The sequence below is a fragment of the Neorhizobium descurainiae genome, assembly GCF_051400715.1.
GTDB lineage: Bacteria > Pseudomonadota > Alphaproteobacteria > Rhizobiales > Rhizobiaceae > Neorhizobium.
This window is the reverse complement of the sequence record NZ_JBLFFK010000006.1, coordinates 174,669-194,224: the sequence shown is the minus strand read 5'-3', so window position 1 is coordinate 194,224 and position 19,556 is coordinate 174,669. Positions and strand designations below refer to the sequence as shown.

The 19,556-nt window shown below is 63.8% G+C and carries 21 protein-coding genes; 9 read left to right on the top strand and 12 right to left on the bottom strand.

Features of this window, described 5'->3' with window-relative positions; genetic code table 11:
- Positions 1-9 precede the first annotated feature (9 nt).
- Positions 10-1,515: an inorganic phosphate transporter gene (locus ACMGE0_RS13555; protein WP_436816379.1), complete on the bottom strand. Its 1,506-nt coding sequence runs from the start codon at positions 1,513-1,515 to the stop codon at positions 10-12.
- Positions 1,516-1,647: 132 nt separating this feature from the next.
- Positions 1,648-2,154 (bottom strand): NUDIX hydrolase, encoded by a 507-nt coding sequence (locus tag ACMGE0_RS13550; protein ID WP_436816378.1) that lies wholly within the window; start codon positions 2,152-2,154, stop codon positions 1,648-1,650.
- Positions 2,155-2,473: 319 nt separating this feature from the next.
- On the opposite strand from ACMGE0_RS13550, the gene ACMGE0_RS13545 reads away from it, so the two are divergent.
- The 3 genes from ACMGE0_RS13545 to glcF all read left to right on the top strand — a co-directional run bounded on the left by ACMGE0_RS13545 (position 2,474) and on the right by glcF (position 6,708).
- Positions 2,474-3,907 carry an FAD-linked oxidase C-terminal domain-containing protein gene (locus ACMGE0_RS13545; protein ID WP_436816377.1) on the top strand — a complete coding sequence of 478 codons (1,434 nt, stop codon included), beginning with the start codon at positions 2,474-2,476 and terminating at the stop codon, positions 3,905-3,907.
- A 52-nt stretch (positions 3,908-3,959) separates the two neighbouring features.
- Positions 3,960-5,165 carry an FAD-binding protein gene (locus tag ACMGE0_RS13540; RefSeq protein WP_436816376.1) on the top strand — a complete coding sequence of 402 codons (1,206 nt, stop codon included), beginning with the start codon at positions 3,960-3,962 and terminating at the stop codon, positions 5,163-5,165.
- Between the two features lie 238 nt (positions 5,166-5,403).
- Complete coding sequence (gene glcF / locus ACMGE0_RS13535) at positions 5,404-6,708, top strand: glycolate oxidase subunit GlcF (RefSeq protein ID WP_436816375.1); 1,305 nt, start codon at positions 5,404-5,406, stop codon at positions 6,706-6,708.
- A gap of 46 nt (positions 6,709-6,754) precedes the next feature.
- Here glcF and ACMGE0_RS13530 read toward each other — a convergent pair whose 3' ends face one another.
- The 3 genes from ACMGE0_RS13530 to ACMGE0_RS13520 form a co-directional block, all read right to left on the bottom strand.
- On the bottom strand, positions 6,755-7,468 hold the full coding sequence (locus ACMGE0_RS13530) for an outer membrane protein (protein WP_436816374.1): 714 nt from the start codon (positions 7,466-7,468) through the stop codon (positions 6,755-6,757).
- Positions 7,469-7,577: 109 nt separating this feature from the next.
- Entirely contained in the window at positions 7,578-8,270 is a 693-nt protein-coding gene (locus ACMGE0_RS13525; RefSeq protein WP_436816373.1) for a L,D-transpeptidase, read from the bottom strand.
- Positions 8,271-8,418: 148 nt separating this feature from the next.
- Positions 8,419-9,189 carry a L,D-transpeptidase gene (locus tag ACMGE0_RS13520; RefSeq protein ID WP_436816472.1) on the bottom strand — a complete coding sequence of 257 codons (771 nt, stop codon included), beginning with the start codon at positions 9,187-9,189 and terminating at the stop codon, positions 8,419-8,421.
- Positions 9,190-9,420: 231 nt separating this feature from the next.
- Here ACMGE0_RS13520 and ACMGE0_RS13515 point away from each other — a divergent pair, with 231 nt between their 5' ends.
- Positions 9,421-10,050, top strand: a complete 630-nt coding sequence (locus ACMGE0_RS13515; protein ID WP_436816372.1) for a DNA-3-methyladenine glycosylase I — start codon at positions 9,421-9,423, stop codon at positions 10,048-10,050.
- Here the strand turns inward: ACMGE0_RS13515 and ACMGE0_RS13510 are convergent.
- The 5 genes from ACMGE0_RS13510 to relB form a co-directional block, all read right to left on the bottom strand.
- Complete coding sequence (locus ACMGE0_RS13510) at positions 10,025-10,741, bottom strand: HAD family hydrolase (protein ID WP_436816371.1); 717 nt, start codon at positions 10,739-10,741, stop codon at positions 10,025-10,027. The two genes, ACMGE0_RS13515 and ACMGE0_RS13510, sit on opposite strands and share 26 nt — an antisense overlap.
- 89 nt (positions 10,742-10,830) lie before the next feature.
- Positions 10,831-11,196: a CopM family metallochaperone gene (copM, locus tag ACMGE0_RS13505; RefSeq protein WP_436816370.1), complete on the bottom strand. Its 366-nt coding sequence runs from the start codon at positions 11,194-11,196 to the stop codon at positions 10,831-10,833.
- 55 nt (positions 11,197-11,251) lie between these two features.
- A complete protein-coding gene (locus ACMGE0_RS13500) occupies positions 11,252-11,635 on the bottom strand; it encodes a hypothetical protein (RefSeq protein WP_436816369.1) in 384 nt (127 codons plus the stop codon).
- A 122-nt stretch (positions 11,636-11,757) separates the two neighbouring features.
- Positions 11,758-12,027, bottom strand: a complete 270-nt coding sequence (locus ACMGE0_RS13495; protein WP_436816368.1) for a type II toxin-antitoxin system RelE family toxin — start codon at positions 12,025-12,027, stop codon at positions 11,758-11,760.
- Complete coding sequence (gene relB, locus ACMGE0_RS13490) at positions 12,011-12,238, bottom strand: type II toxin-antitoxin system RelB family antitoxin (RefSeq protein WP_436816367.1); 228 nt, start codon at positions 12,236-12,238, stop codon at positions 12,011-12,013. Before relB ends, ACMGE0_RS13495 begins: the two co-directional genes overlap by 17 nt.
- Positions 12,239-12,381: 143 nt before the next feature.
- Between relB and hisS the strand changes: the two genes are divergently transcribed.
- The 4 genes from hisS to ACMGE0_RS13470 all read left to right on the top strand — a co-directional run bounded on the left by hisS (position 12,382) and on the right by ACMGE0_RS13470 (position 16,321).
- On the top strand, positions 12,382-13,902 hold the full coding sequence (hisS, locus tag ACMGE0_RS13485) for a histidine--tRNA ligase (RefSeq protein ID WP_436816366.1): 1,521 nt from the start codon (positions 12,382-12,384) through the stop codon (positions 13,900-13,902).
- A 180-nt stretch (positions 13,903-14,082) separates the two neighbouring features.
- Positions 14,083-15,204 carry an ATP phosphoribosyltransferase regulatory subunit gene (locus tag ACMGE0_RS13480; protein ID WP_436816365.1) on the top strand — a complete coding sequence of 374 codons (1,122 nt, stop codon included), beginning with the start codon at positions 14,083-14,085 and terminating at the stop codon, positions 15,202-15,204.
- The gene (gene hisG, locus ACMGE0_RS13475) at positions 15,201-15,899 is read left to right on the top strand and encodes an ATP phosphoribosyltransferase (protein WP_436816364.1); all 699 of its coding nucleotides are present in this window, start codon (positions 15,201-15,203) and stop codon (positions 15,897-15,899) included. The genes ACMGE0_RS13480 and hisG overlap by 4 nt, the downstream gene beginning before the upstream one ends.
- A 20-nt stretch (positions 15,900-15,919) precedes the next feature.
- The gene (locus ACMGE0_RS13470) at positions 15,920-16,321 is read left to right on the top strand and encodes a GFA family protein (protein WP_436816363.1); all 402 of its coding nucleotides are present in this window, start codon (positions 15,920-15,922) and stop codon (positions 16,319-16,321) included.
- 66 nt (positions 16,322-16,387) lie between these two features.
- On the opposite strand, the gene ACMGE0_RS13465 is transcribed toward ACMGE0_RS13470, so the two are convergent.
- Complete coding sequence (locus tag ACMGE0_RS13465) at positions 16,388-16,837, bottom strand: DoxX family protein (RefSeq protein WP_436816362.1); 450 nt, start codon at positions 16,835-16,837, stop codon at positions 16,388-16,390.
- A gap of 441 nt (positions 16,838-17,278) precedes the next feature.
- Positions 17,279-18,823: a cation:proton antiporter gene (locus ACMGE0_RS13460; protein ID WP_436816361.1), complete on the bottom strand. Its 1,545-nt coding sequence runs from the start codon at positions 18,821-18,823 to the stop codon at positions 17,279-17,281.
- A gap of 153 nt (positions 18,824-18,976) precedes the next feature.
- Between ACMGE0_RS13460 and ACMGE0_RS13455 the strand changes: the two genes are divergently transcribed.
- On the top strand, positions 18,977-19,213 hold the full coding sequence (locus ACMGE0_RS13455) for a hypothetical protein (protein WP_436816360.1): 237 nt from the start codon (positions 18,977-18,979) through the stop codon (positions 19,211-19,213).
- Positions 19,214-19,556 lie beyond the last annotated feature (343 nt).

Below are 19,556 nucleotides of genomic sequence, written 5' to 3'. Positions count from 1 at the left end.
TGATCCGGTTCAGACGAACAGCGCGAACATAGCCGTCGCAATCAGCGCCGCAAGAGCGGCGGCGGCCGGAAGCGTGATCATCCAGGCCGCGATGATGCTCAGGAAATGCGACCGCCGCACAAGGTAGCGGCGCTTGAGCTCCTCGTCGTTGCGCTCGAACGGTTCCGTCGTGTCGATCTCCTTGCCTGCCCGTATGCGCATATATTCGAAGCGGCGGCGGGAATGGCGGGTGTACCATTCGCGGAAGAATCCGACGCCGAACACGGCGCCGACGGCGATATGGGTCGAGGAAACCGGCAGTCCGATCCACGAGGCGACAATGACGGTGAGCGCGGTCGAAAGCGACACGCAATAGGCCCGCATCGGGTTGAGCTTGGTGATCTCCGCGCCCACGAGCCTGACGAGCTTCGGCCCGTAGAGCAGCAGGCCGAGCGAAATGCCGAGCCCTCCGATCACCAGTTCCCAGAGCGGAACGCGGACGCCGGCGGAAACGCCGTGCTGCGCCGCCGAGACGATAGCGGCAAGCGGCCCGATCGCGTTGGATACGTCGTTGGCGCCATGTGCGAAGGAAAGCAGCGCCGCGGAAAAGACGAGCGGGATCCGGAAGAGTGTCCGCAGCGACTGGTTGCGGTTTTCAAGCCCTTCCGCCTGCCGGGCGATGACCGGAACGAGCGCCCGCCAGGCGATCAGGCCCGTTGCAAAGGCGATCAGCGTCGCGACAGGCGCCGAGACGACGAAAAGCTGCCCGAGCCCGATCAGCGAAAGGAAGCCGGCAAAGGCGCCGGTCATGATGCCGATCAGCACCGGTACCCATTTCTTTGCCGCGGCGATCTTGTCCTCGCGGTAGATGATAGTTTCCTTGACGAAGAAGAGGAAGGCTGCGGCGATGACTGCCCCGAGGATCGGCGAGAAGACCCAGCTCGCGGTAATGCCGGCGATCGTCCCCCAATTGACGGCGGAAAGGCCGGCGGCCGCGATCCCGGCGCCCATGACGCCGCCGACGATGGAATGGGTGGTGGAAATCGGCGCGCCGGCCCAGGTCGCGACGTTGATGAGGACGGCAGCCGAGAGCAGGGCCGCCATCATCGCCCATATCAATATGTCGGGACTGGCGATCATGCCGCTCTGCATGATGCCGTTGGCGATCGTATTGGCGACGCCCCGGCCGGCGATCACCGCGCCTGCCACTTCGAAGACGGCTGCAAGCCCGAGGCCGAAGGCCATGGTCATCGCACGCGCCCCGACCGCCGCGCCGATATTGTTGGTCACGTCGTTGGCGCCGATGTTCATCGCCATGTAGGCGGCAAGCCCCGAGGCGGCGATGACGACCACGGCGCCGGGCTTGCCCGTCACATAGGATGCCGCGAAGATCGCGACCAGGATGATGAAAAGCAGCGCCGTGCCGGGTGCGGCAAGCCGGCGCGACATCTGCCGCGTGGCTTCCTCCACCGTGGAGAATTTTTCCAAATCCTTGTCGAGCGTCGGTTTTGCCAGGCGCGGCCGTCTTTGGCCCATATCTCCGTCCTTGGGTAGAGAAAGTCAGGCGCGAGATCGACAGCCGGCCGTCTCTGCCTTGCGGAAGAAATTATCGCCCACGGCCTAATAGCAACAGGTCGCGAAGGCAATATTGCAGAATTGTGAAGATGTTCAGCTCGCCGCCTTGATGGGTTGCGGCGGCGTGCGCGGCTGCATTTTTTCGCCGAACTGCAAAAAGAGGATCTTCAGTTCCGGTTCGTTGACGCGCATGGCCGCTTCCTCGCAGGAAACCCATTCGAGCGTCCTCGAACCCTTTTCGGGAAAGCTCTTGAGGCATTCGTCCACTTCGAGCGCATGCACCTGCACCCGCACGGGAATCTTCAGGCCGTTGTCCAGCGTCTTTCGGTAGTGGTAATAGCCGAGCGGCTCCTTCTCGACCTTGCCCTTGACGCCGACTTCCTCGAAGGCTTCGCGTTCGGCCACCTGATGGGCTTTCTTGCCCGCCATCGGCCAGCCCTTGGGGATAACCCAGCGGCCGGTGTCCCGGCTGGTGGCGAGAAGAACCTCGATCTGTCCCTGCTTCTTTTTGATCCGGTAGCACAGCGCAGCATATTGCTGCCGCGGCGGCCTCTGCAGCATCAACCGAAGATTGCTGGTAACCCGATCCATGAAGCCCAATTTCTGCGATACCTCCGAGTTGCTGTTATTTTACTAATATAGGAATTATCTGGAGCTTAACGAGCTAAGCACAACCGTTTTGAACAAGAATCATCGCGGGAGGGGTCGCCGGGGCCGACCTTATTCTCGCTCAGGCCCGCTTAAGGTCAACTGCTAAATTGCACACCTGTTCATCTTATAGCGACATCGCGAACTTGCATGGCCTGATTGCGACAGAAGCGACAAAGAAAGTTGAAGCATCGGCGGGATCGTGGAATAGGATGAGGATGAGAACGGGCTGCTCCAGGTCCTGATCTTGTGGGAACGAAGGGAGGTTGCCGTGTCCGAAGCCATTCGCTTTCTGCCGCCGCGCCAGGCGGTGCTTTCGCGACGGGCGGCGATCGTTGCCGATCTCGCCGATCTCCTGCCGGAAGACTGTCTCGTGCACGAGGCGCGCGAGCTTGTCCCCTTCGAGACGGATGCGTTTATCTCCTACCGCCGGCTGCCGCTTGCGGTTGCCCTGCCGCGGACGACGGCGCAGGTGGCGGCGGTGATGAAATACTGTCACCGCTACGGCATTCCGGTCGTGCCGCGCGGTGCGGGCACGTCTCTTTCCGGCGGCGCCATTCCCCAGGAGGATGCGATCGTGCTCGGCCTTTCCAAGATGTCGCGCATCCTGGAGGTGGACTACGCCAACCGCACCGCGACCGTCCAGGCCGGCGTCACGAATCTCAGCATTTCGGAGACGGTCGGCATCGACGGTTTCTTCTATGCGCCGGACCCGAGCTCGCAGCTTGCCTGCACGATCGGCGGCAATATCGGCATGAATTCCGGCGGCGCGCATTGTCTGAAATACGGCGTCACCACCAACAACCTGCTCGGCGTCAGGATGGTTCTCGTCGACGGCACGGTGATCGAGCTCGGCGGCAAGCATCTGGATGCGGCGGGCTACGACCTGCTCGGCCTCGTCTGCGGGTCGGAAGGCCAGCTCGGCATCGTCACCGAGGCGACCGTTCGGCTGATCGCCAAGCCGGAAGGCGCGCGCCCGGTCCTCTTCGGCTTCGAGACCTCGGAGGAGGCGGGCGCCTGTGTGGCGGATATCATCGGCTCCGGCATCATTCCCGTGGCTATCGAGTTCATGGACAAGCCGGCGATCGAGATCTGCGAGGCCTTCGCCCAGGCAGGTTATCCGCTCGATGTCGGCGCGTTGCTGATCGTCGAGGTGGAAGGCTCGGATGCCGAAATGGACGCGATGCTGGCGAGCATCGTCGAGATCGCCCGCCGTCACGGCGTGAAGACCGTGCGCGAGAGCCAGTCGGCGGCGGAAGCGGCGCTCATCTGGAAGGGCCGCAAGTCGGCCTTCGGCGCCACCGGCCGCATCGCCGACTACATCTGCATGGACGGCACGGTGCCGCTCGGCAAGCTCCCCTACGTGCTGAACAAGACCGCCGAGATCGTCGAGCGTTTCGGGCTGCGGGTCGCGAACGTCTTCCACGCGGGCGACGGCAACATGCACCCGCTGATCCTCTTCAACGCCAACGATCCGGCCGATGCGGCAAAGGCGGAGGAGGCCGGAAACGAGATATTGAAGCTCTGTGTCGATGCGGGCGGCTGTCTGACCGGCGAGCACGGCGTCGGCATCGAGAAGCGCGACCTGATGCGGCACCAGTATTCCGACGCGGACCTTGCCCAGCAGATGGCGGTGCGCTCCGCCTTCGACGAGGGCTGGATATTGAACCCCTCGAAGGTCTTCCCGCTGGAGGGGAGAGCGTGAGTTCGATGTACACCGCTTCTTCCGCCGTCGTTGAGGCAGAGGGGGGTATCGGATGCTGATACCGACTTCCGAAGTGGATGCCGCCTATATCATCCGCAATGCCGCGAGTGAGGGTAAAAGGCTTGCGCCCTGCGGCGGCGGCACGCGCGCCGGTTTCGGCAATGCCGTGGATGCCGCCGAGACGCTGAGCTCCCGGAGCCTCACCGGCATCGTCGACTACGGGCCGGCGGAAATGGTGATGACGGCAAGAGCCGGCACGCTGGTCGCCGAAATTGAGGCGATCCTTGCCGAAAACAGGCAGATGATGGCCTTCGAGCCGATGGATCATCGCGGCATCATGGGAACGCATGGGGCGTCCTTTGGCGAGCCGACAATCGGCGGCGTGTTCGCGGCGAACGTCTCCGGCCCGCGCCGCTTCGTGGCGGGTGCGGCGCGCGACAGCCTTCTCGGCATCCGGTTCATCAACGGACAGGGCCAGGCGATCCGCGCGGGCGGGCGGGTGATGAAGAACGTCACGGGCCTTGACCTGACGAAGCTGCTCGCCGGCTCGCACGGCACGCTCGGCTTTCTGACCGAAGTGACCTTCCGGGTGCTGCCGGTGCCGCAGACGGCGGAGACGATCGTCATCTCCGGGCTCGACGATGCCGCCGCCGCCAAGGCCATGGCAGCCGCAATGGCGCTGCCGGTCGAGGTTTCGGGTGCAGCGCACCTGCCGGCAAGCGTCAAAGGCCGCTTCCTCGCAGGTGCCCTGCCGGAGGGGGAGGCGACAGTTCTCCGCCTGGAAGGCCTTGCCGCTTCCGTCGCCGTGCGGGCGGAAAAGCTCACCGCCGTAATGGAAGCGTTCGGTCCGGTCTATCGGCTCGGCCTGGAAGAGAGCAAGGAGCTCTGGCGGGAGATCCGCGACGTCCATCCCTATGCCGACGGAACGCAAAAGCCGCTCTGGCGCGTTTCGGTCGCCCCTTCCGCGGGACACCAGCTCGTCGCGGCGCTGCGGCTCGAAGCGGGAATCGATGCCTTTTACGACTGGCAGGGCGGGCTCGTATGGATGCGCATGGAGGCCGACCCGGAAACGGAACTTCTGCGCCGCTATATCCGCGCGCTCGGCGGCGGTCACGCGACGCTCATGCGTGCGTCCGATGCGGTACGGGCCGAAACGCCTGCCTTCGAACCGCTGCCGGATGCTGTCGCCGCCCTTTCGGCGCGGGTGAAACAGAAACTCGACCCGGCCGGCATTTTTTCTCCGGGCAAGATGGGGTGATGATTATGGAACTTTTTGATTTGCCCCTCACCCTAGCCCTCTCCCCGCAAGCGGGGAGAGGGGACCTGCCAAACGCAATCCTTGAGGGAGCGGAAACCGGCGCGGCATATCCCTTCTCCCCGTCAAGACGGGGAGAAGGTGGCGGTAGCCGGATGAGGGGCAGGATCGATTCGCGTGGGGGAGATGGCCGGCAGACCAGAAGGAGGCATGCGGCCGCGACGGCAGAGGGAGCTTTCTGATGCAAACCTCCTTCACGCCCGCACAGCTTGCCGATCCGCAGGTGGCGGAATCCGAAAAGATCCTGCGCCGCTGCGTGCATTGCGGTTTCTGCACGGCCACCTGTCCCACCTATGTGACGCTCGGCAACGAGCTCGACAGCCCGCGCGGCCGCATCTATCTCATCAAGGACATGCTGGAGAACGGCCGCCCGGCGGATGAGGAGGTCGTCACCCATATCGACCGCTGCCTCTCCTGCCTTGCCTGCGTCACGACCTGTCCCTCCGGCGTCGATTACATGCACCTGGTCGACCACGCCCGCATCCATATCGAAAACACCTACAGGCGCTCGCTGCCCGACCGGCTGATCCGCAACCTGCTCGCCGCCGTGCTGCCCTATCCGGCGCGCTTCCGGACGGCGCTCGGTTTCGCCAGGCTCGGCCGTCCTTTCGCGGCGCTGTTGAAGCGGGTCCCCGCCCTCAAGCCGCTCGGTGCGATGCTCGATTTGGCGCCAAAGTCCGCAGCCCGGTTCTCCGATGCCGCAAAACCCGGCACCCGGCCGGCCGGGGCACAGAAGCGCGGCCGCGTCGCCATTCTCTCCGGCTGCGCCCAGCCGGTCCTCGATCCGGGCATCAACGAGGCGACGCTGCGGCTTCTCGCCCGGCTCGGCATCGAGGTGGTGGTGCCGGAGGGGGAGGGTTGCTGCGGCGCGCTGGTGCATCATATGGGACGTGAAGGTGAGGCGCTCGATTTCGCCCGCCGCAATGTGGATGTCTGGACGCGTGAGATCGAGAAGGGCGGGCTCGATGCCATCATCATCACCGCGTCGGGCTGCGGCACGACGATCAAGGATTATGGGCATATGCTCCGCCTCGATCCGGCCTATGCGGAAAAGGCGGCAAGGGTCTCCGGCCTCGCCAGAGACATCACCGAATATCTTGTCGGCCTCGACCTGCCGAAGCTGGAGCCGCGGCGGCTCAACGTCGCCTATCACTCGGCCTGTTCGATGCAGCACGGCCAGAAGATCACGATGGCCCCGAAGAACCTCTTGAAGGCTGCGGGCTTCACCGTCCGCGATCCGGCGGAAGGCCATCTCTGCTGCGGTTCGGCCGGAACCTACAACATCCTGCAGCCGGAGATTTCCGCGCAGCTCAAGGCCCGCAAGGTGAAAAACATCGAGGCCACCAAGCCCGATGTCATCGCCACCGGCAACATCGGCTGCATCACCCAGATCGCGTCGGGTACGGCGATCCCGATCCTGCACACGGTCGAGCTGCTCGATTGGGCCTATGGCGGCCCGAAGCCGGAAAAGCTGGCTGCCGGATAAAAAGCCGGCGGTTGCGCCGGCCCCATCGTTCGCCAGGTCTCAGACCTCAGAACTTGTAGGACACACCGAAATTGACGGCATTGGTGAGAATGTTGGTCTTCAGCGTGTCGCCGCTGTCGATGTCCACGTCGATCCAGGAATAGTTGCCCTTGTATTCGGCAAAGGCCGACCAGCTATCCGTGAACTCGTAGCGGACACCCGCCTGGACTTGGACGGTCGGGCCGCCGAACTGGTAGTCGAAGGTGCGGCCGCTGCCGCGGGTCACTTCCACATGCGGAATGTTGATGCCGACACCCGCGCCGACATAAGGGGCGATTCTGGTGCCCTCGATCGGGAACTTGTAGAGCGCGTTGACCGTCAGCAGGTTCAAACCGTCGGTGAATTCGAAATGCGACCAGCCGGTTTCCGTCAGGGTGTCGTCGTCCGCATAGACCTTGGCATGGGTATAGTCGAGCGAGATTCCCCAGTTCGAGAGCGCGCCGCCGCCGAACCAGTAGGTGCCTCGGACACCCCAATAGGGCGGCGAGGAGAAGGATTTGCCTTCCCAGCCCGCCGTGAAATCGGCCATGCCGGACACTTCGACGTCGCTGTGCGGCGCGGTCTGATAGCCGCCGTAAGCGGAGATTTCCCATCCGCCGGTCTGAACCGGAGCGGCATACAGCGCTTCGGCCGTCGTGGGATCGGCGGCTTGAGCCGGTGCGAGACCGGCGATCGCTGTCAGCGCTGTGGAAACCAGGGAGAGCGAAAGGAGTTTGCGCATGAATCGGCCCGAGCTGAGAAGAGAGTTTCCTCGGATAGACCGGGTTTGCGACACGCATGTGAAGGCGCCGTCCGCGGGCGGCGCTGGCCCGCGGACGAAACAGTTCTTCTTAGCCGCCGAAAATCGTACGGAAGATGTCGACGCCGCGATCTTCGTAGCTCACCTTGCCCTGGCGGTTGCCGGGGCCGATGACGATCACCTTGGCGCCGATGCCGGCGCGGGCGTAGAGATGCTCCACGTCCTTGTTCATCATGCGGATGCAGCCGGACGACATGTTGAGACCGATCGTCCAGGGCTGGTTGGTGCCGTGGATGCGGAAGATGGTGTCGCGGCCGCCCTTGTAGAGATAGAGCGCGCGGGCGCCGAGCGGGTTGTCGATGCCGCCTTCCTGCACCACGGGCAGGATGCGGCCGGCGCGGGCTTCGCGGGCGCGCATCTCGGCCGGCGGCCTCCAGGAGGGCCATTCCTCCTTGCGGCCGACATTCACCACGCCGGACCAGCCGAAGCCTTCGCGGCCGACGCCGATGCCGTAGCGGGTCGCCCGGTTTGGACCTTCGACGTAATAAAGGAATTTGTTGTTGGTATCGACGATGATCGTGCCCGGCTTTTCGGCCGTCGAGAAACGCACGACGCGGCGCTTGTATTTCTCCGGCACTTCCCTGGGTTGCGCCACCAGCGTGACGTCGCTTGCCGGGCGCTCGATACCAGGTGCGGCCGGGCCGATCGCGCTTGCATGTCCGGCGTTTAGAAAGATCGCTCCGGCCATCCCCATGGCCATTGCGAGGATCCTGCCTCTCCTCATTCCCGAAGTCCCTCTTCAATTTAAGGATGAGGGAGGCTAGCCGACTCCATCGCCAAAGCAAGATGCAGCAGGCGGAATAAATGGGATGTGATGGCAGGAAGGGGGGAGGACTGTGTCCTTGCCGCCTCACTTCCTGCCGTTGCGGAGGTTACATCACGATCACCTTGGTGCCGACGTTGACGCGTTCGTAGAGGTCGACGACGTCCTCGTTGCGCATGCGGATGCAGCCGGAGGAGACGGCGCTGCCGATCGTCCAGGGGGCGTTGGTGCCGTGGATGCGGTAGAGCGTCGAGCCGAGATACATGGCGCGCGCGCCGAGCGGGTTTTCCGGACCGCCGTCCATGCGGGCCGGCAGGTAGTGGCCCTTGGCGGCCTCTCGCGCGATCATCTCCTTCGGCGGCGTCCAGGAAGGCCACTCGGCCTTGCGGGTCACCCTGTGCTCGCCGGCCCATTCGAAGCCCGGCTTGCCGACGCCCACGCCGTAGCGGCGGGCCTGGCCGTCGCCGGTCACCAGATAGAGAAAGCGGTTGTTGGTGTCGATGACGATCGTGCCGGGCTTTTCCCTGGTCTCGTAGGCGACCGTCTGCGGCAGGAATTGCGGCTCGATCCGGCTGCGGATCGGCTGCGGCCGCATGGCGACCGGCTGGGCGCGATCCTGGTCGAGGATGCCGCGGCGCTGGACCGCCCGCGGTTCCCGCTGCTGATATGCGCGCTGCCGGTAGACGGGGCGCGGCTCTGCCGCCTGGCGCGGATAGACGACCGGGCGAGCGTTCTGTCCGGCAAGCTGCATCACCCAGGGGGCGGCAAGATCGGGGCTGACGATGACGGGCGGCCGCTCGCGATAGCGGTCGTTCGCAAGGGCGCCGCCGCAAAGGGCGGCCGCAAGGCTGAGCGCCAGGAACAGGGTTTTCTTCATGATCGGGTCCACGCGTTACAAATCACCGGCCGGACGCCTGGAAATAGGCTGGCATCCGTTTCGACCGTCATCGTTGAGCGCGAGGTGAAAGCGAATGGTAAACGGGTGGAACATCGCAATCCGTTCGGCCCATAAACCTTTTGGCAGGGTTACCGGTGGGTTTCGGAACATGGTTGACCAGTGCTAAAGCAGGTGGAAAAGCGGTTAACGCCAGAAATTTGAAGAGATTCGGGAATGGAAAAAGCGGGAATCATCATCGGCGAGGACGGCAGGGGCCGCTGCTTCTGGCATGGCGGGCTGGAGGATTACCGCCGTTATCACGACGAGGAATGGGGCTGCCCGGTGACGGACGACTTCCGCCTCTTCGAGAAGATCTGCCTGGAAGGTTTCCAGTCCGGCCTTTCCTGGCTGACGATTTTAAGGAAGCGCGAGAATTTCCGCGCCGCCTTCGCCGGCTTCGATTTCGAGAAGGTGGCCCGCTTCGGCGAGGAGGATGTCGCCCGGCTGCTCGCCGACGCCGGCATCATCCGCCATCGCGGCAAGATCGTCTCGACGATCAACAACGCCGCCCGCGCCATCGAATTGCGGGATGAGTTCGGCTCGCTCGCCAAGTTCTTCTGGGGCTTCGAGCCCGGGCCACATGAGCGGCCTGAGGCGATGGATCTCGAAACCCTCCGTGCCAATCCGACGACGCCGGTTTCCGTCCTGCTCTCGAAAGCGCTGAAGAAGCGCGGCTGGACCTTTGTCGGTCCGACCACCGTCTATGCCTTCATGCAGGCCATGGGTCTCGTCAACGACCATCTCGACGGCTGCTTCTGCCGCTCCGAAGTCGAAGAGCTCAGGCTGAAGTTCCGCCGTCCGTGATCTGACGGATCACGTCGGAAAGTTCCCCCAGATGCTCGATCTGGCGGAAGCGCGGCGTATCGGTCGGCGCGTCCACATGCTCGATCACCCAGGTCAGCGCGTGCGGCACGAAGACGCCGTAGCTTCCCGCGGCGATCGCCGGCACGATGTCGGATTTCAGCGAATTGCCGACCATCATCGCCCGTTCCGGCCCGTCTGCGACCTTCGAGAAGATGTGGCGATAGGTCGTGGCGTTCTTGTCGCTGACGATCTCCACCGCGTCGAAGAAATCGCCGAGGCCGGATTGCGCGAGCTTGCGCTCCTGGTCGAAGAGGTCGCCCTTGGTGATCAGCACGAGAAGGTATTCGCCGTTCAGCGCTTCCAGCGTCTCCTCCACATGCGGCAGGGTCTCGACCGGATGGCGCAGCAGCTCTCGGCCGATATCGAGGATGTCGCTGATCGTCTTCGCCGGCACCTTGCCGTTGGTGATCTCGATCGCCGTCTCGATCATCGACAGCGTGAACCCTTTGATGCCGAAACCGTAATGGGCGAGGTTGCGCTTTTCGGCCTCCAACAGGCGCTCGGAGATATGCGCGCCCTCTGCGAATTCGCCGAGAAGCTGTGCGAAATGCTCTTCCGTCAACCGGTAATATTGCTCGTTCTGCCAGAGCGTGTCGTCGGCATCGAAGCCGATGGCGGTAATCGGGCGCATGGATCAATTGCCTCCATCGGCTGATATGGCGGATAACAGGACGCCGGGCAAGCGGTCAGGCCTGCCCGGCGCGTTGTTGTTAGCCGTTGTTACTTGCCGTGTGCCTTCAGCCAGGCCTGCATTTCGGCGATCTCCGCCTCCTGCGCCTTGATGACGGCTTCCGCAAGCTTGCGCAATTCGGGATCCTTGCCGTGTTCGAGCTCGACGCGCGCCATGTCGATCGCGCCCTGGTGATGCGGGATCATGCTGCGGACGAAATCGACATCCGGATCGCCGGAATAGTCGATCGCCATGTCCTTGTGCATCTTGGCGTTCGCCTCTTCGAAACCCTTGGTGGACGGGCTGCCGCCCGTCTGCATGGCGGAATGGTCGTGTCCCTTCATCTCCTGCGCGGCGAGCGGGCCTGCGACGAGAAGCGAAAGGGCGGTGGTAATGAGAATGGTTTTCGCAGACATGGTGTTCCTTTCCCGTGTCCGATGGAAATATGATTGTTGACGTGAACGGGTTCCGTCAGGCGCGGGGAGGCGGCGTCAGCGGCGCCGTGGCGGGCGGAACAAGCGCCTGATCGATGGCGGGCGCCGGATAGCCGTGTGCGAACCGGTCCTCGCCGCTGATCGCGATGTCGGGGAGCAGCGTCAGGCAGGCGGCGCAGAACGGCGCGATGCAGCTCTTGGCGCCATGCGGACAGGGCTGCTGCGCATCGCCATGGACATGTGCGGCCTTGGCCGTTTCGGCCGGCTTGCCGTGGTCGTGCTTTCCGTGATGCGGCGCATGATCCTGGGCCACCGTCTCCGACCGCTCGACCGCTGCCGGTGCCAGGGGCATGGCGACAACCGGCATGGCCCCGTAAAGGAGCCAGGCGAAAACCATCAGAAGGGCGGCGAAACGCGACATGGTTTGAAATCTACGACGGTCTGCGCCGAAATCAACCGCCGGAAAATCACGGGATGATGATTGCAGGGCGATGACATGGTGCACCCCCTGACAATCCCGGCCGAGCTCGCCATAAGCACGGATCAGCGATAGACCTCTCGCCGATGGCCGATTTCGATCACCAGCACGACGAGCCGTTGATCCTGGATATCGCAGATGATGCGATAGTCGCCGACACGATAGCGCCAATATTCTCCGAGTTCGGAGCCTTTTAAAGGTGGCCCGAGTTGCCGAGGGTCTGGAAGTGATGCGAGCCTTTGATCCAAAAATTCCCGAATGCGTTTGCGGGTGGTGGGATCGAGTTTTTTGACTGGTTTCCGAGCGGCCTGGTTATAATCAATCGTCCATGCCACGCCAGAATTCCTCAGCGCTTATGATTTTGTCTTTTCCACTGCGAATCCGGTCCATAGCCGCTTCCGCCAGCGCGATATCGTGAAGGTCTTCCAGATGCTGTTCGAGGACATCCTTCATATAGGCGCTGGGTTCAGAGCCCACTTGCGCAGCATATTCGGCAATCAGTTCGTGCATTTCCTCCGGCATTTCGATCGTGACGCGCTTGTTCATGGCCTCAGCCCTTTCTTTGGATGGATATATAGCATCCCGCTATATTCTTCACCAGCCGCCGCCCTTGCCGCTCCGGTCTCGATCCTCTAAGAAACCGCTCACAAATCCGGCCTCTTCCGGCCGTCGGCAATGGAATTTCGATCATGAACGACAAGAACAAGAAGCCCCAGAAACTGAAGGCCCGCCTGCCGCGCGGCTTCGTCGATCGCACCAGCGCCGATATCCATGCCACCGACGAGATGATAGGCAAGATCCGCGAGGTCTACGAGCGCTACGGCTTCGACCCGGTGGAGACGCCGCTTTTCGAATATACCGATGCACTCGGCAAATTCCTGCCCGACAGCGACCGTCCGAACGAGGGCGTGTTCTCCCTCACGGATGACGACGACCAGTGGATGAGCCTGCGCTACGACCTGACGGCGCCGCTCGCCCGCCATGTTGCGGAGAATTTCAACGAGATCCAGCTTCCCTACCGCACCTACCGCGCCGGTTACGTCTTCCGCAACGAGAAGCCGGGTCCGGGCCGTTTCCGCCAGTTCATGCAGTTCGATGCCGACACCGTCGGCGCGCCGGGCGTCCAGGCCGATGCTGAAATGTGCATGATGATGGCCGACACGCTTGAGGCATTGGGTATCAGGCGCGGCGACTACGTGATCCGCGTCAACAACCGCAAGGTTCTGGATGGTGTCATGGAAGCCATCGGCCTCGGCGGCGACGACAAGGCGAGCCAGCGCCTGAACGTGCTCCGCGCCATCGACAAGCTCGACAAGTTCGGCCCGGAAGGTGTCCGCCTCCTGCTCGGTGAAGGCCGCAAGGACGAGTCCGGCGACTTTACGAAGGGTGCGGGGCTTGGCCCGGGACAGATCGAAAAAGTGCTCTTCTTCGTCGGCATCAAGGACTATGACCAAAGCGCTGCGGAGCTCGGCCAACTGGTCGCTGGCACCGCACAGGGCAGCGAAGGCGTCGACGAGCTGAACACGATCGGCGCGCTTGCTACGGGCGCCGGCTACGGCCCAGACCGTATCAAGATCGATCCCTCCGTCGTCCGTGGTCTCGAATATTACACCGGTCCGGTCTTCGAAGCTGAACTTCTCTTCGACGTCACCAACGAGAAGGGCGAGAAGGTCGTCTTCGGTTCGGTCGGCGGCGGCGGGCGTTACGACGGCCTCGTGTCGCGCTTCATGGGCCAGCCGGTGCCGGCGACTGGTTTCTCGATCGGCGTCTCCCGCTTGATGACGGCGCTGAAGAACCTCGGCAAGCTCGGCCAGGACGAGGCGCTCGCCCCGGTTCTCGTGACGGTCATGGATGGCGATGTCGAGAGCATGGGCCGCTACCAGCGCTTCACCCAACAGCTCAGGGCCGAAGGCATCCGTGCCGAAATGTATCAGGGCAACTGGAAGAAGTTCGGCAACCAGCTGAAATATGCCGACCGCCGCGGATGCCCGATCGCCATCATCCAGGGCGGCGACGAGCGGGCGCAGGGCGTCGTGCAGATCAAGGACCTGATCGAGGGCAAGCGCTTGTCCGGCGAGATCGAGGACAACGCGGCCTGGCGCGAAGCGCGTGTGGCGCAGGAGACGGTTCCCGAGGCGGATTTGGTCGCCAAGGTGAAGGAGATCCTTGCCGCCCAGGCCGAGGATCGCAGAAGGGCGAAGGATGTGTAGTCGTAGACCCCTCCCCAACCTCTCCCCACAGGGGGGAGGGGCTTTGCGCCGCGCCGTCCTGCCCGCATCGAGGTTCGCACCTTTGGGAGTGCCTCCGGTGGTGCTCGCCGGGGACCGCGGGTTGGCCCCTCCCCCCTGTGGGGAGGGGTTGGGGAGGGGACTTTCCTCGGGAGGCACCCCATGCCTCTGATCGACATGCCCGACTTCTCCGCGGATCTTCTCGACGAATTCGCCGCGCGGCGGACGGAGCGGGTGAACACGCCCGTCATCCAGCCGGCAGAACCCTTCCTCGACATGGCGGGGGAAGACCTGCGCCGGCGCATCTTCCTGACGGAAAGCGAGACGGGCGCCAATCTCTGCCTGCGGCCGGAATTCACCATCCCCGTCTGTCTGCGCCATATAGAGACGGCGACGGGAACGCCGAAGCGCTATTCCTATCTCGGCGAGGTGTTCCGCCAGCGCCGCGAGGGGGCCCACGAATTCTACCAGGCCGGCATCGAGGACCTGGGCGACAAGGACATCGCCAGCGCCGATGCACGCGCCGTCGGTGACGCGACCGGTATCCTGAAGGCGCTGCTGCCGGGCCGGAAGATCGAGGTGACGCTTGGCGACCAGGCGGTGTTCGAAGCCGTCGTCAGGGCGCTCGGCCTGCCCTTCGGCTGGCAGCGGCGGCTGATCCATGCCTTCGGCGACATGGCGCATCTGGAAGCGCTGCTCGAACGGCTTGCCAGGCCGCAGCCCGTCGCGGGCCTCGATGCCGAGATTGCCGCGCTCATCGCCTCGGGCAACGAGGCGGAGCTGGTGGCGCGCATCGACCGCACCATGCAGGAGACGGGTTATTCGACGAACGCCAGCCGCTCCCCGGCCGAGATCGCGAGGCGGCTCAAGGAGAAGCTGGAGCTTGCCGAGACGCGGCTCGATGGCAGCGCGCTTCTCCTGCTGCGCGAATTCCTGACGCTCAGGCTGCCGCTCGCGGAAGCTCCCGCGGCGCTGGCAGGCTTTGCCGATGCGGCCGACCTGAAGCTCGGGCCGGCGATCGCGCTTTTCGATGCGCGGCTGGCGGCACTTGCCAATGCCGGCGCCGATCTTTCCGCCATGACCTATCGCGCCGCCTTCGGCCGTCCGCTCGATTATTATACCGGTCTCGTCTTCGAGGTGACGGAAGCGGGCTCGCCCGCGGTTCTGGCCGGCGGCGGGCGTTTCGACCGGCTGCTGACGCTGCTTGGGGCGAAGGACCATATTCCCGCAGTCGGCTTCTCGCTCTGGCTCGACAGGATTGAAACGGCGAGGGCGCAGTCATGAGCACCATCACGATTGCCCTGCCGTCCAAGGGCCGCATCAAGGAAGACACCGCCGCGGTCTTCGACCGGGCGGGACTGGCGATCTCCGCGGTCGGCAACGACCGTTCCTATCGTGGCCGCATCGAGGAGATCGAGGGCGTCGAAATCGCCTATCTCTCGGCCTCGGAAATCGCCCGGGAACTCGCGAGCGGCGCCGCCGATTTCGGCGTCACCGGGGAAGACCTCGTGCGCGAGGGCATGGCGGGCGCCGACCAGAAGGTCGAATTCTGCGCCCGGCTGGGCTTCGGCCAGGCGGATGTCGTGGTCGCGGTGCCGGAAATCTGGCTCGACGTGGAGACGATGGCCGATCTCGGCGACGTGGCGGCCGACTTCCGCGCCCGGCACGGCCGCCGTCTGCAGATCGCCACGAAATACTGGCGGCTGACCCAGCAGTTCTTTTCGGAGAACCATGGCATCCAGCTCTACCGCATCGTCGAGAGCCTCGGCGCCACCGAAGGTGCGCCGGCCGCCGGCCAGGCGGATATCATCGTCGACATCACCTCGACCGGTTCGACGCTTCGGGCGAACCACTTGAAGATCCTGTCGGATGGGGTGATCCTGAAATCCGAGGCCTGCCTGGTCAGGGCCCGCAAGCCGGGTCATCGGCAGGATCCGCGCGTCGCGCAGATCGTGGAGGCCGTCCGCGCCGCTTTGTAAGTTTATTGAGGAGGAAGAGCATGCACATCACCGGCGGCTGCCATTGCGGTCACGTGACCTACGAGGCCGAACTCGATCCGCAGCGGGTGGTGATCTGCCATTGCAGCGATTGCCAGAAGCTGACCGGCTCGCCCTTCCGCGTGACGGCCGTCGTGCCGGACAGCGACCTGAAAATGACCGGCGAACCCAGGATGTACAAACGCGTGGCCGATAGCGGACGGGTGCGCCAGCAATATTTCTGCCCCGAATGCGGCTCGCAGCTCTTCGTCAACGGCGAGGGCGAAGCCTCGAAGATCTGGGGCATCCGCTGGGGCAGCATCGACCAGCGGATGGACGTGAAGCCGCAGCGGCAGGTCTGGTGCCGGTCGGCTCCGGCCTGGCTTTCGGAAATCGGCGTATTGCCGGCCCGCGAGAAGGACTGATCGGACAGAAAAAACCCGCCGGACTTGTCATCCGGCGGGCAGTCTTGGGCAGGGAATTTCTATAGTTTAGGCAGTAATTGCGACCGAACCGCGGCGGGCGTCGATCGAATAAGCGCCGGCGCCGGCCGCGGCGAGAACCAGGAAGCCGCCCGCAAGTGAGATGTTCTTCCAGAAGATCAGGCCGTTGAAGACAGTCAGCAAACCATTGGCTTCAGGAGAGAAGCCCGGGATGTTGATCGCGCCGTTGTGGAAGACGAAAGCGGTGAACAGGCAGAAGAGTGCGAGCAGGATGGCTGCGATCTTGGTCTGAAAGCCGGTCAGGACGGCAAGGCCGGCGACGAGTTCGAAAAGGCCGGCGACATAGGCGAGCAGCGTTGCAGCCGGGAGGCCGGCGCCGGTGATCATGCCGGCGGTGCCCGACGGATCAACGAGCTTCTGCAAGCCGGACATGACGAACATAATGGCGAGCAGGACGCGGGCGGCGAGGAGCAGGGAATTGGTGGCGGTAGAGGACATTCTAATCTCCGGTCGGTGCCTGGGCTCGGGCTCGCAGGCGGATGAATTTTCCGCGTTCATATTTGCTCTTTTTGTGTGAGGCCGGAAGATGAACAATCGTGGAATGTTTGTCTTCATATGGTGAACGATGGCGGCACTCTTCGGCATGCTGCGGTTTGTCAGGAAGATCTCGCCGCTTGTGATCTCTCCCTTGAAAGGCAGGGCAATTGCATCTGAGCAAAATGTGCTGATGCTTGGGTGGAGTAATGAGCTGCGGGGCGCTTCCCCTTCTCCCCAGCGGGGAAAAGGTGGTCCTCAGGACCGGATGAGGGGGGCGAAGCCAACATCCGGCGCTGCGTTTGCCGCGTGTACATCCCCTCATCGCCTCGCTTTGTTCGGCACTTCTCCCCGCTGGAGAGAAGAGGCCGCAAGCCGATCCTGAATGAATTGGGCGGAACGCCGTCAGATTTCTTCGATGCGGCGGGCATCCTCCGGCAGGACGGAAAGCTCGCGCCAGTCGATTTCCTCCAGCAGGAGGTTGTATTCGTCGACATTGACCTGGTACGTGGCGCGGAGCCTTTCGAGCGCTTCCCGCTGTGCGGCGATCGCGGCCAGCGCCAGCCGGCGGTAGGTTTCGAGCGAGGTCGCGGCGCCGTCCCCGGCCGTCATGACCTGCCGTTCGAGCTGGAACTTGCCGCGCAGCAGGTCGGCTTCGGCTTCGACCGCGCCGTCGAGTTTCGAAAGCCCCGCAAGCGCGATCTGGCCGCGGAACACGGCAAGCTCGCGGGGGCCTTCGGCGCGGCGGTCGAGGCCCAGCCACCGGATGATCGGGGTCAGCGTCAGCCCCTGGAGGACGAGCGTTGCAAGAACGACGGCGAAGGCCGTCAGCACGACGACATCGCGTTGCGGGAAATCCATCGGCAGGGCGAAGGCGGTGGCGAGCGTCACCAGGCCGCGCATGCCGCACCAGCCGGTGAGAAGCGCCTGATTGATGCTTGCAGGTTCGGGCCTGCCGCGGCGGCGCTCGTACAAGGCGTGCAGGCGGTTGAAGCCGATGCAGATCGCAAAGCGCACCACGACGACGATGATCACCACCATGAGGGCAAAGAGCGCCGCCTCCCCGAGATGGCCGGCGGGCATTCCGCCGACGATGCCGCGCACCTGCATGCCCATCAGCAGGAAGGCCATGACGTTCAGCACGAAGACGACCGCGCTCCAGACGGCATAGGATTGGACGCGCATCCGCGCCGAGGATATCGCCTCGCTGCTTCTTGCGAGCGTCATCGCGTAGGCGACGATGGCGAGCACGGCCGAAAGGCCGAGGCGTTCGGCGATGATCCACACGAGAAACGTCTGGACGAACTGCAGGAGGTTGCCGCCGAGCGTGCCGCTCACGAACCGCGTCAAAGGCCGCGTCAGCCTGGCTGCCAGGATCCCGAAGAGAACGCCGCCCGGAACGGCGAGGGCAAGATGCAGCGCGACGGGCGCATCGACATTGCCGGCGGACTGCACGACGAGCGCCGCATCGAAAATCAGGAGGGCGGCCGCATCGTTGAACAGGCTCTCGCCGCGCAGCACGGTATCGGTCGTGCGCGGTATCGCCATGGAAGACAGCACCGCGGTCGCGGCCGCCGCATCGGGCGGGGCGACGACGGCGCCGAGGACCAGGGCGGCGGCGATCGGCAATCCGGCAACGGCCCATCCGGCGAATGCGACCGCCGCCGCGGTGACGACCACGCCGCCGATCGCGAAGACGAGCAGCGGCAGCCAGAAACGGCGCGCGGTGCCGATCGGGAAGTCGAAGGCCGCATCGAGCAGGGCGGGTGCGATGAAAAGCGCGAGCGCCGTTTCCGGCTCCAAGGAAATGTAAGGCATGCCCGGAACGAGCGCGACGGCCGCGCCGGCCATCGCCAGCATGGAGGGATAGGGCACGGAAAGCCGGCGCGAGACCTGCAGCAGCACGACCGCGACAAGCAGCAGCAAGAGGAGGCTTTCGAAGAAACTCATGGCCGCGACTGTAATTGCGGCGAGAGCCGTTGTCAGCGCATTTGATTCATGTCCGGGGATAGGCAGTGGCGGAAAGGCGGTGGCCGACGGAAGGTCCCATCGCAGGAATTTACGCCGCCTTAACCATGATTGCGTAGAAGTCGATCAGCGCGAATGAACGACGCGCTTAACCTCTATGGGATCAACATGTACGTTGTATCGGTGCTTGATAATGGCGACCAACGGACCTTTGTGTCCGAAAAACTGAAAATACTGGATCGAATCGTCTACGCGACCATTTGCGGTACTTCGAAGCAGTTTTCACTTTCCGAGGTGCTCGATATCGTCCCGGTGGACGCCGCACCTCCAAGAACTCCGGTCATCCGAAATATCACCTCGCAAGTCCAATAGTCCCTTTGGCCCCTGGACGCGCGGACGACATGACCGTTCGCTTTCTCCCAAGGCCTCGACATGCCTCTGCAGCCCTGGCTCTCGCTAACGCGAGCCACGATGGCTTCACGTCGGATATCTGACTTTGGCTGCAACTGATCACGAACGGAGTGCAGCCAATGAGGGCTCGCCGGCGAACGTCGGCGAGCTTTCCGGCATTCCAGATTTGAATTGAGCTCGTGTGTCGATCAGCCGGATGCGAAGGGCCGGCAGCGGAGCCGGCCCCTCGTCAACAAAAAGGGCGGTCCGAAGACCGCCCTCTATTCCGGAGACCGGAATGGATGGATGAGTGACGGCTTTCGCC

Excerpts from the sequence above, each read along its gene's own strand:
- ACMGE0_RS13540 (WP_436816376.1), top strand. The coding sequence starts at position 3,960 with ATGCTGATACCGACTTCCGAAGTGGATGCCGCCTATATCATCCGCAAT.
- ACMGE0_RS13480 (WP_436816365.1), top strand. The coding sequence starts at position 14,083 with ATGCCTCTGATCGACATGCCCGACTTCTCCGCGGATCTTCTCGACGAA.
- ACMGE0_RS13500 (WP_436816369.1), bottom strand. The coding sequence starts at position 11,635 with ATGTCGCGTTTCGCCGCCCTTCTGATGGTTTTCGCCTGGCTCCTTTAC.
- relB (WP_436816367.1), bottom strand. The coding sequence starts at position 12,238 with ATGAACAAGCGCGTCACGATCGAAATGCCGGAGGAAATGCACGAACTG.
- ACMGE0_RS13530 (WP_436816374.1), bottom strand. The coding sequence starts at position 7,468 with ATGCGCAAACTCCTTTCGCTCTCCCTGGTTTCCACAGCGCTGACAGCG.
- ACMGE0_RS13515 (WP_436816372.1), top strand. The coding sequence starts at position 9,421 with ATGGAAAAAGCGGGAATCATCATCGGCGAGGACGGCAGGGGCCGCTGC.
- ACMGE0_RS13555 (WP_436816379.1), bottom strand. The coding sequence starts at position 1,515 with ATGGGCCAAAGACGGCCGCGCCTGGCAAAACCGACGCTCGACAAGGAT.
- glcF (WP_436816375.1), top strand. The coding sequence starts at position 5,404 with ATGCAAACCTCCTTCACGCCCGCACAGCTTGCCGATCCGCAGGTGGCG.
- hisS (WP_436816366.1), top strand. The coding sequence starts at position 12,382 with ATGAACGACAAGAACAAGAAGCCCCAGAAACTGAAGGCCCGCCTGCCG.
- ACMGE0_RS13460 (WP_436816361.1), bottom strand. The coding sequence starts at position 18,823 with ATGAGTTTCTTCGAAAGCCTCCTCTTGCTGCTGCTTGTCGCGGTCGTG.
- copM (WP_436816370.1), bottom strand. The coding sequence starts at position 11,196 with ATGTCTGCGAAAACCATTCTCATTACCACCGCCCTTTCGCTTCTCGTC.
- ACMGE0_RS13510 (WP_436816371.1), bottom strand. The coding sequence starts at position 10,741 with ATGCGCCCGATTACCGCCATCGGCTTCGATGCCGACGACACGCTCTGG.
- ACMGE0_RS13525 (WP_436816373.1), bottom strand. The coding sequence starts at position 8,270 with ATGAGGAGAGGCAGGATCCTCGCAATGGCCATGGGGATGGCCGGAGCG.
- ACMGE0_RS13465 (WP_436816362.1), bottom strand. The coding sequence starts at position 16,837 with ATGTCCTCTACCGCCACCAATTCCCTGCTCCTCGCCGCCCGCGTCCTG.
- ACMGE0_RS13470 (WP_436816363.1), top strand. The coding sequence starts at position 15,920 with ATGCACATCACCGGCGGCTGCCATTGCGGTCACGTGACCTACGAGGCC.
- hisG (WP_436816364.1), top strand. The coding sequence starts at position 15,201 with ATGAGCACCATCACGATTGCCCTGCCGTCCAAGGGCCGCATCAAGGAA.
- ACMGE0_RS13455 (WP_436816360.1), top strand. The coding sequence starts at position 18,977 with ATGAACGACGCGCTTAACCTCTATGGGATCAACATGTACGTTGTATCG.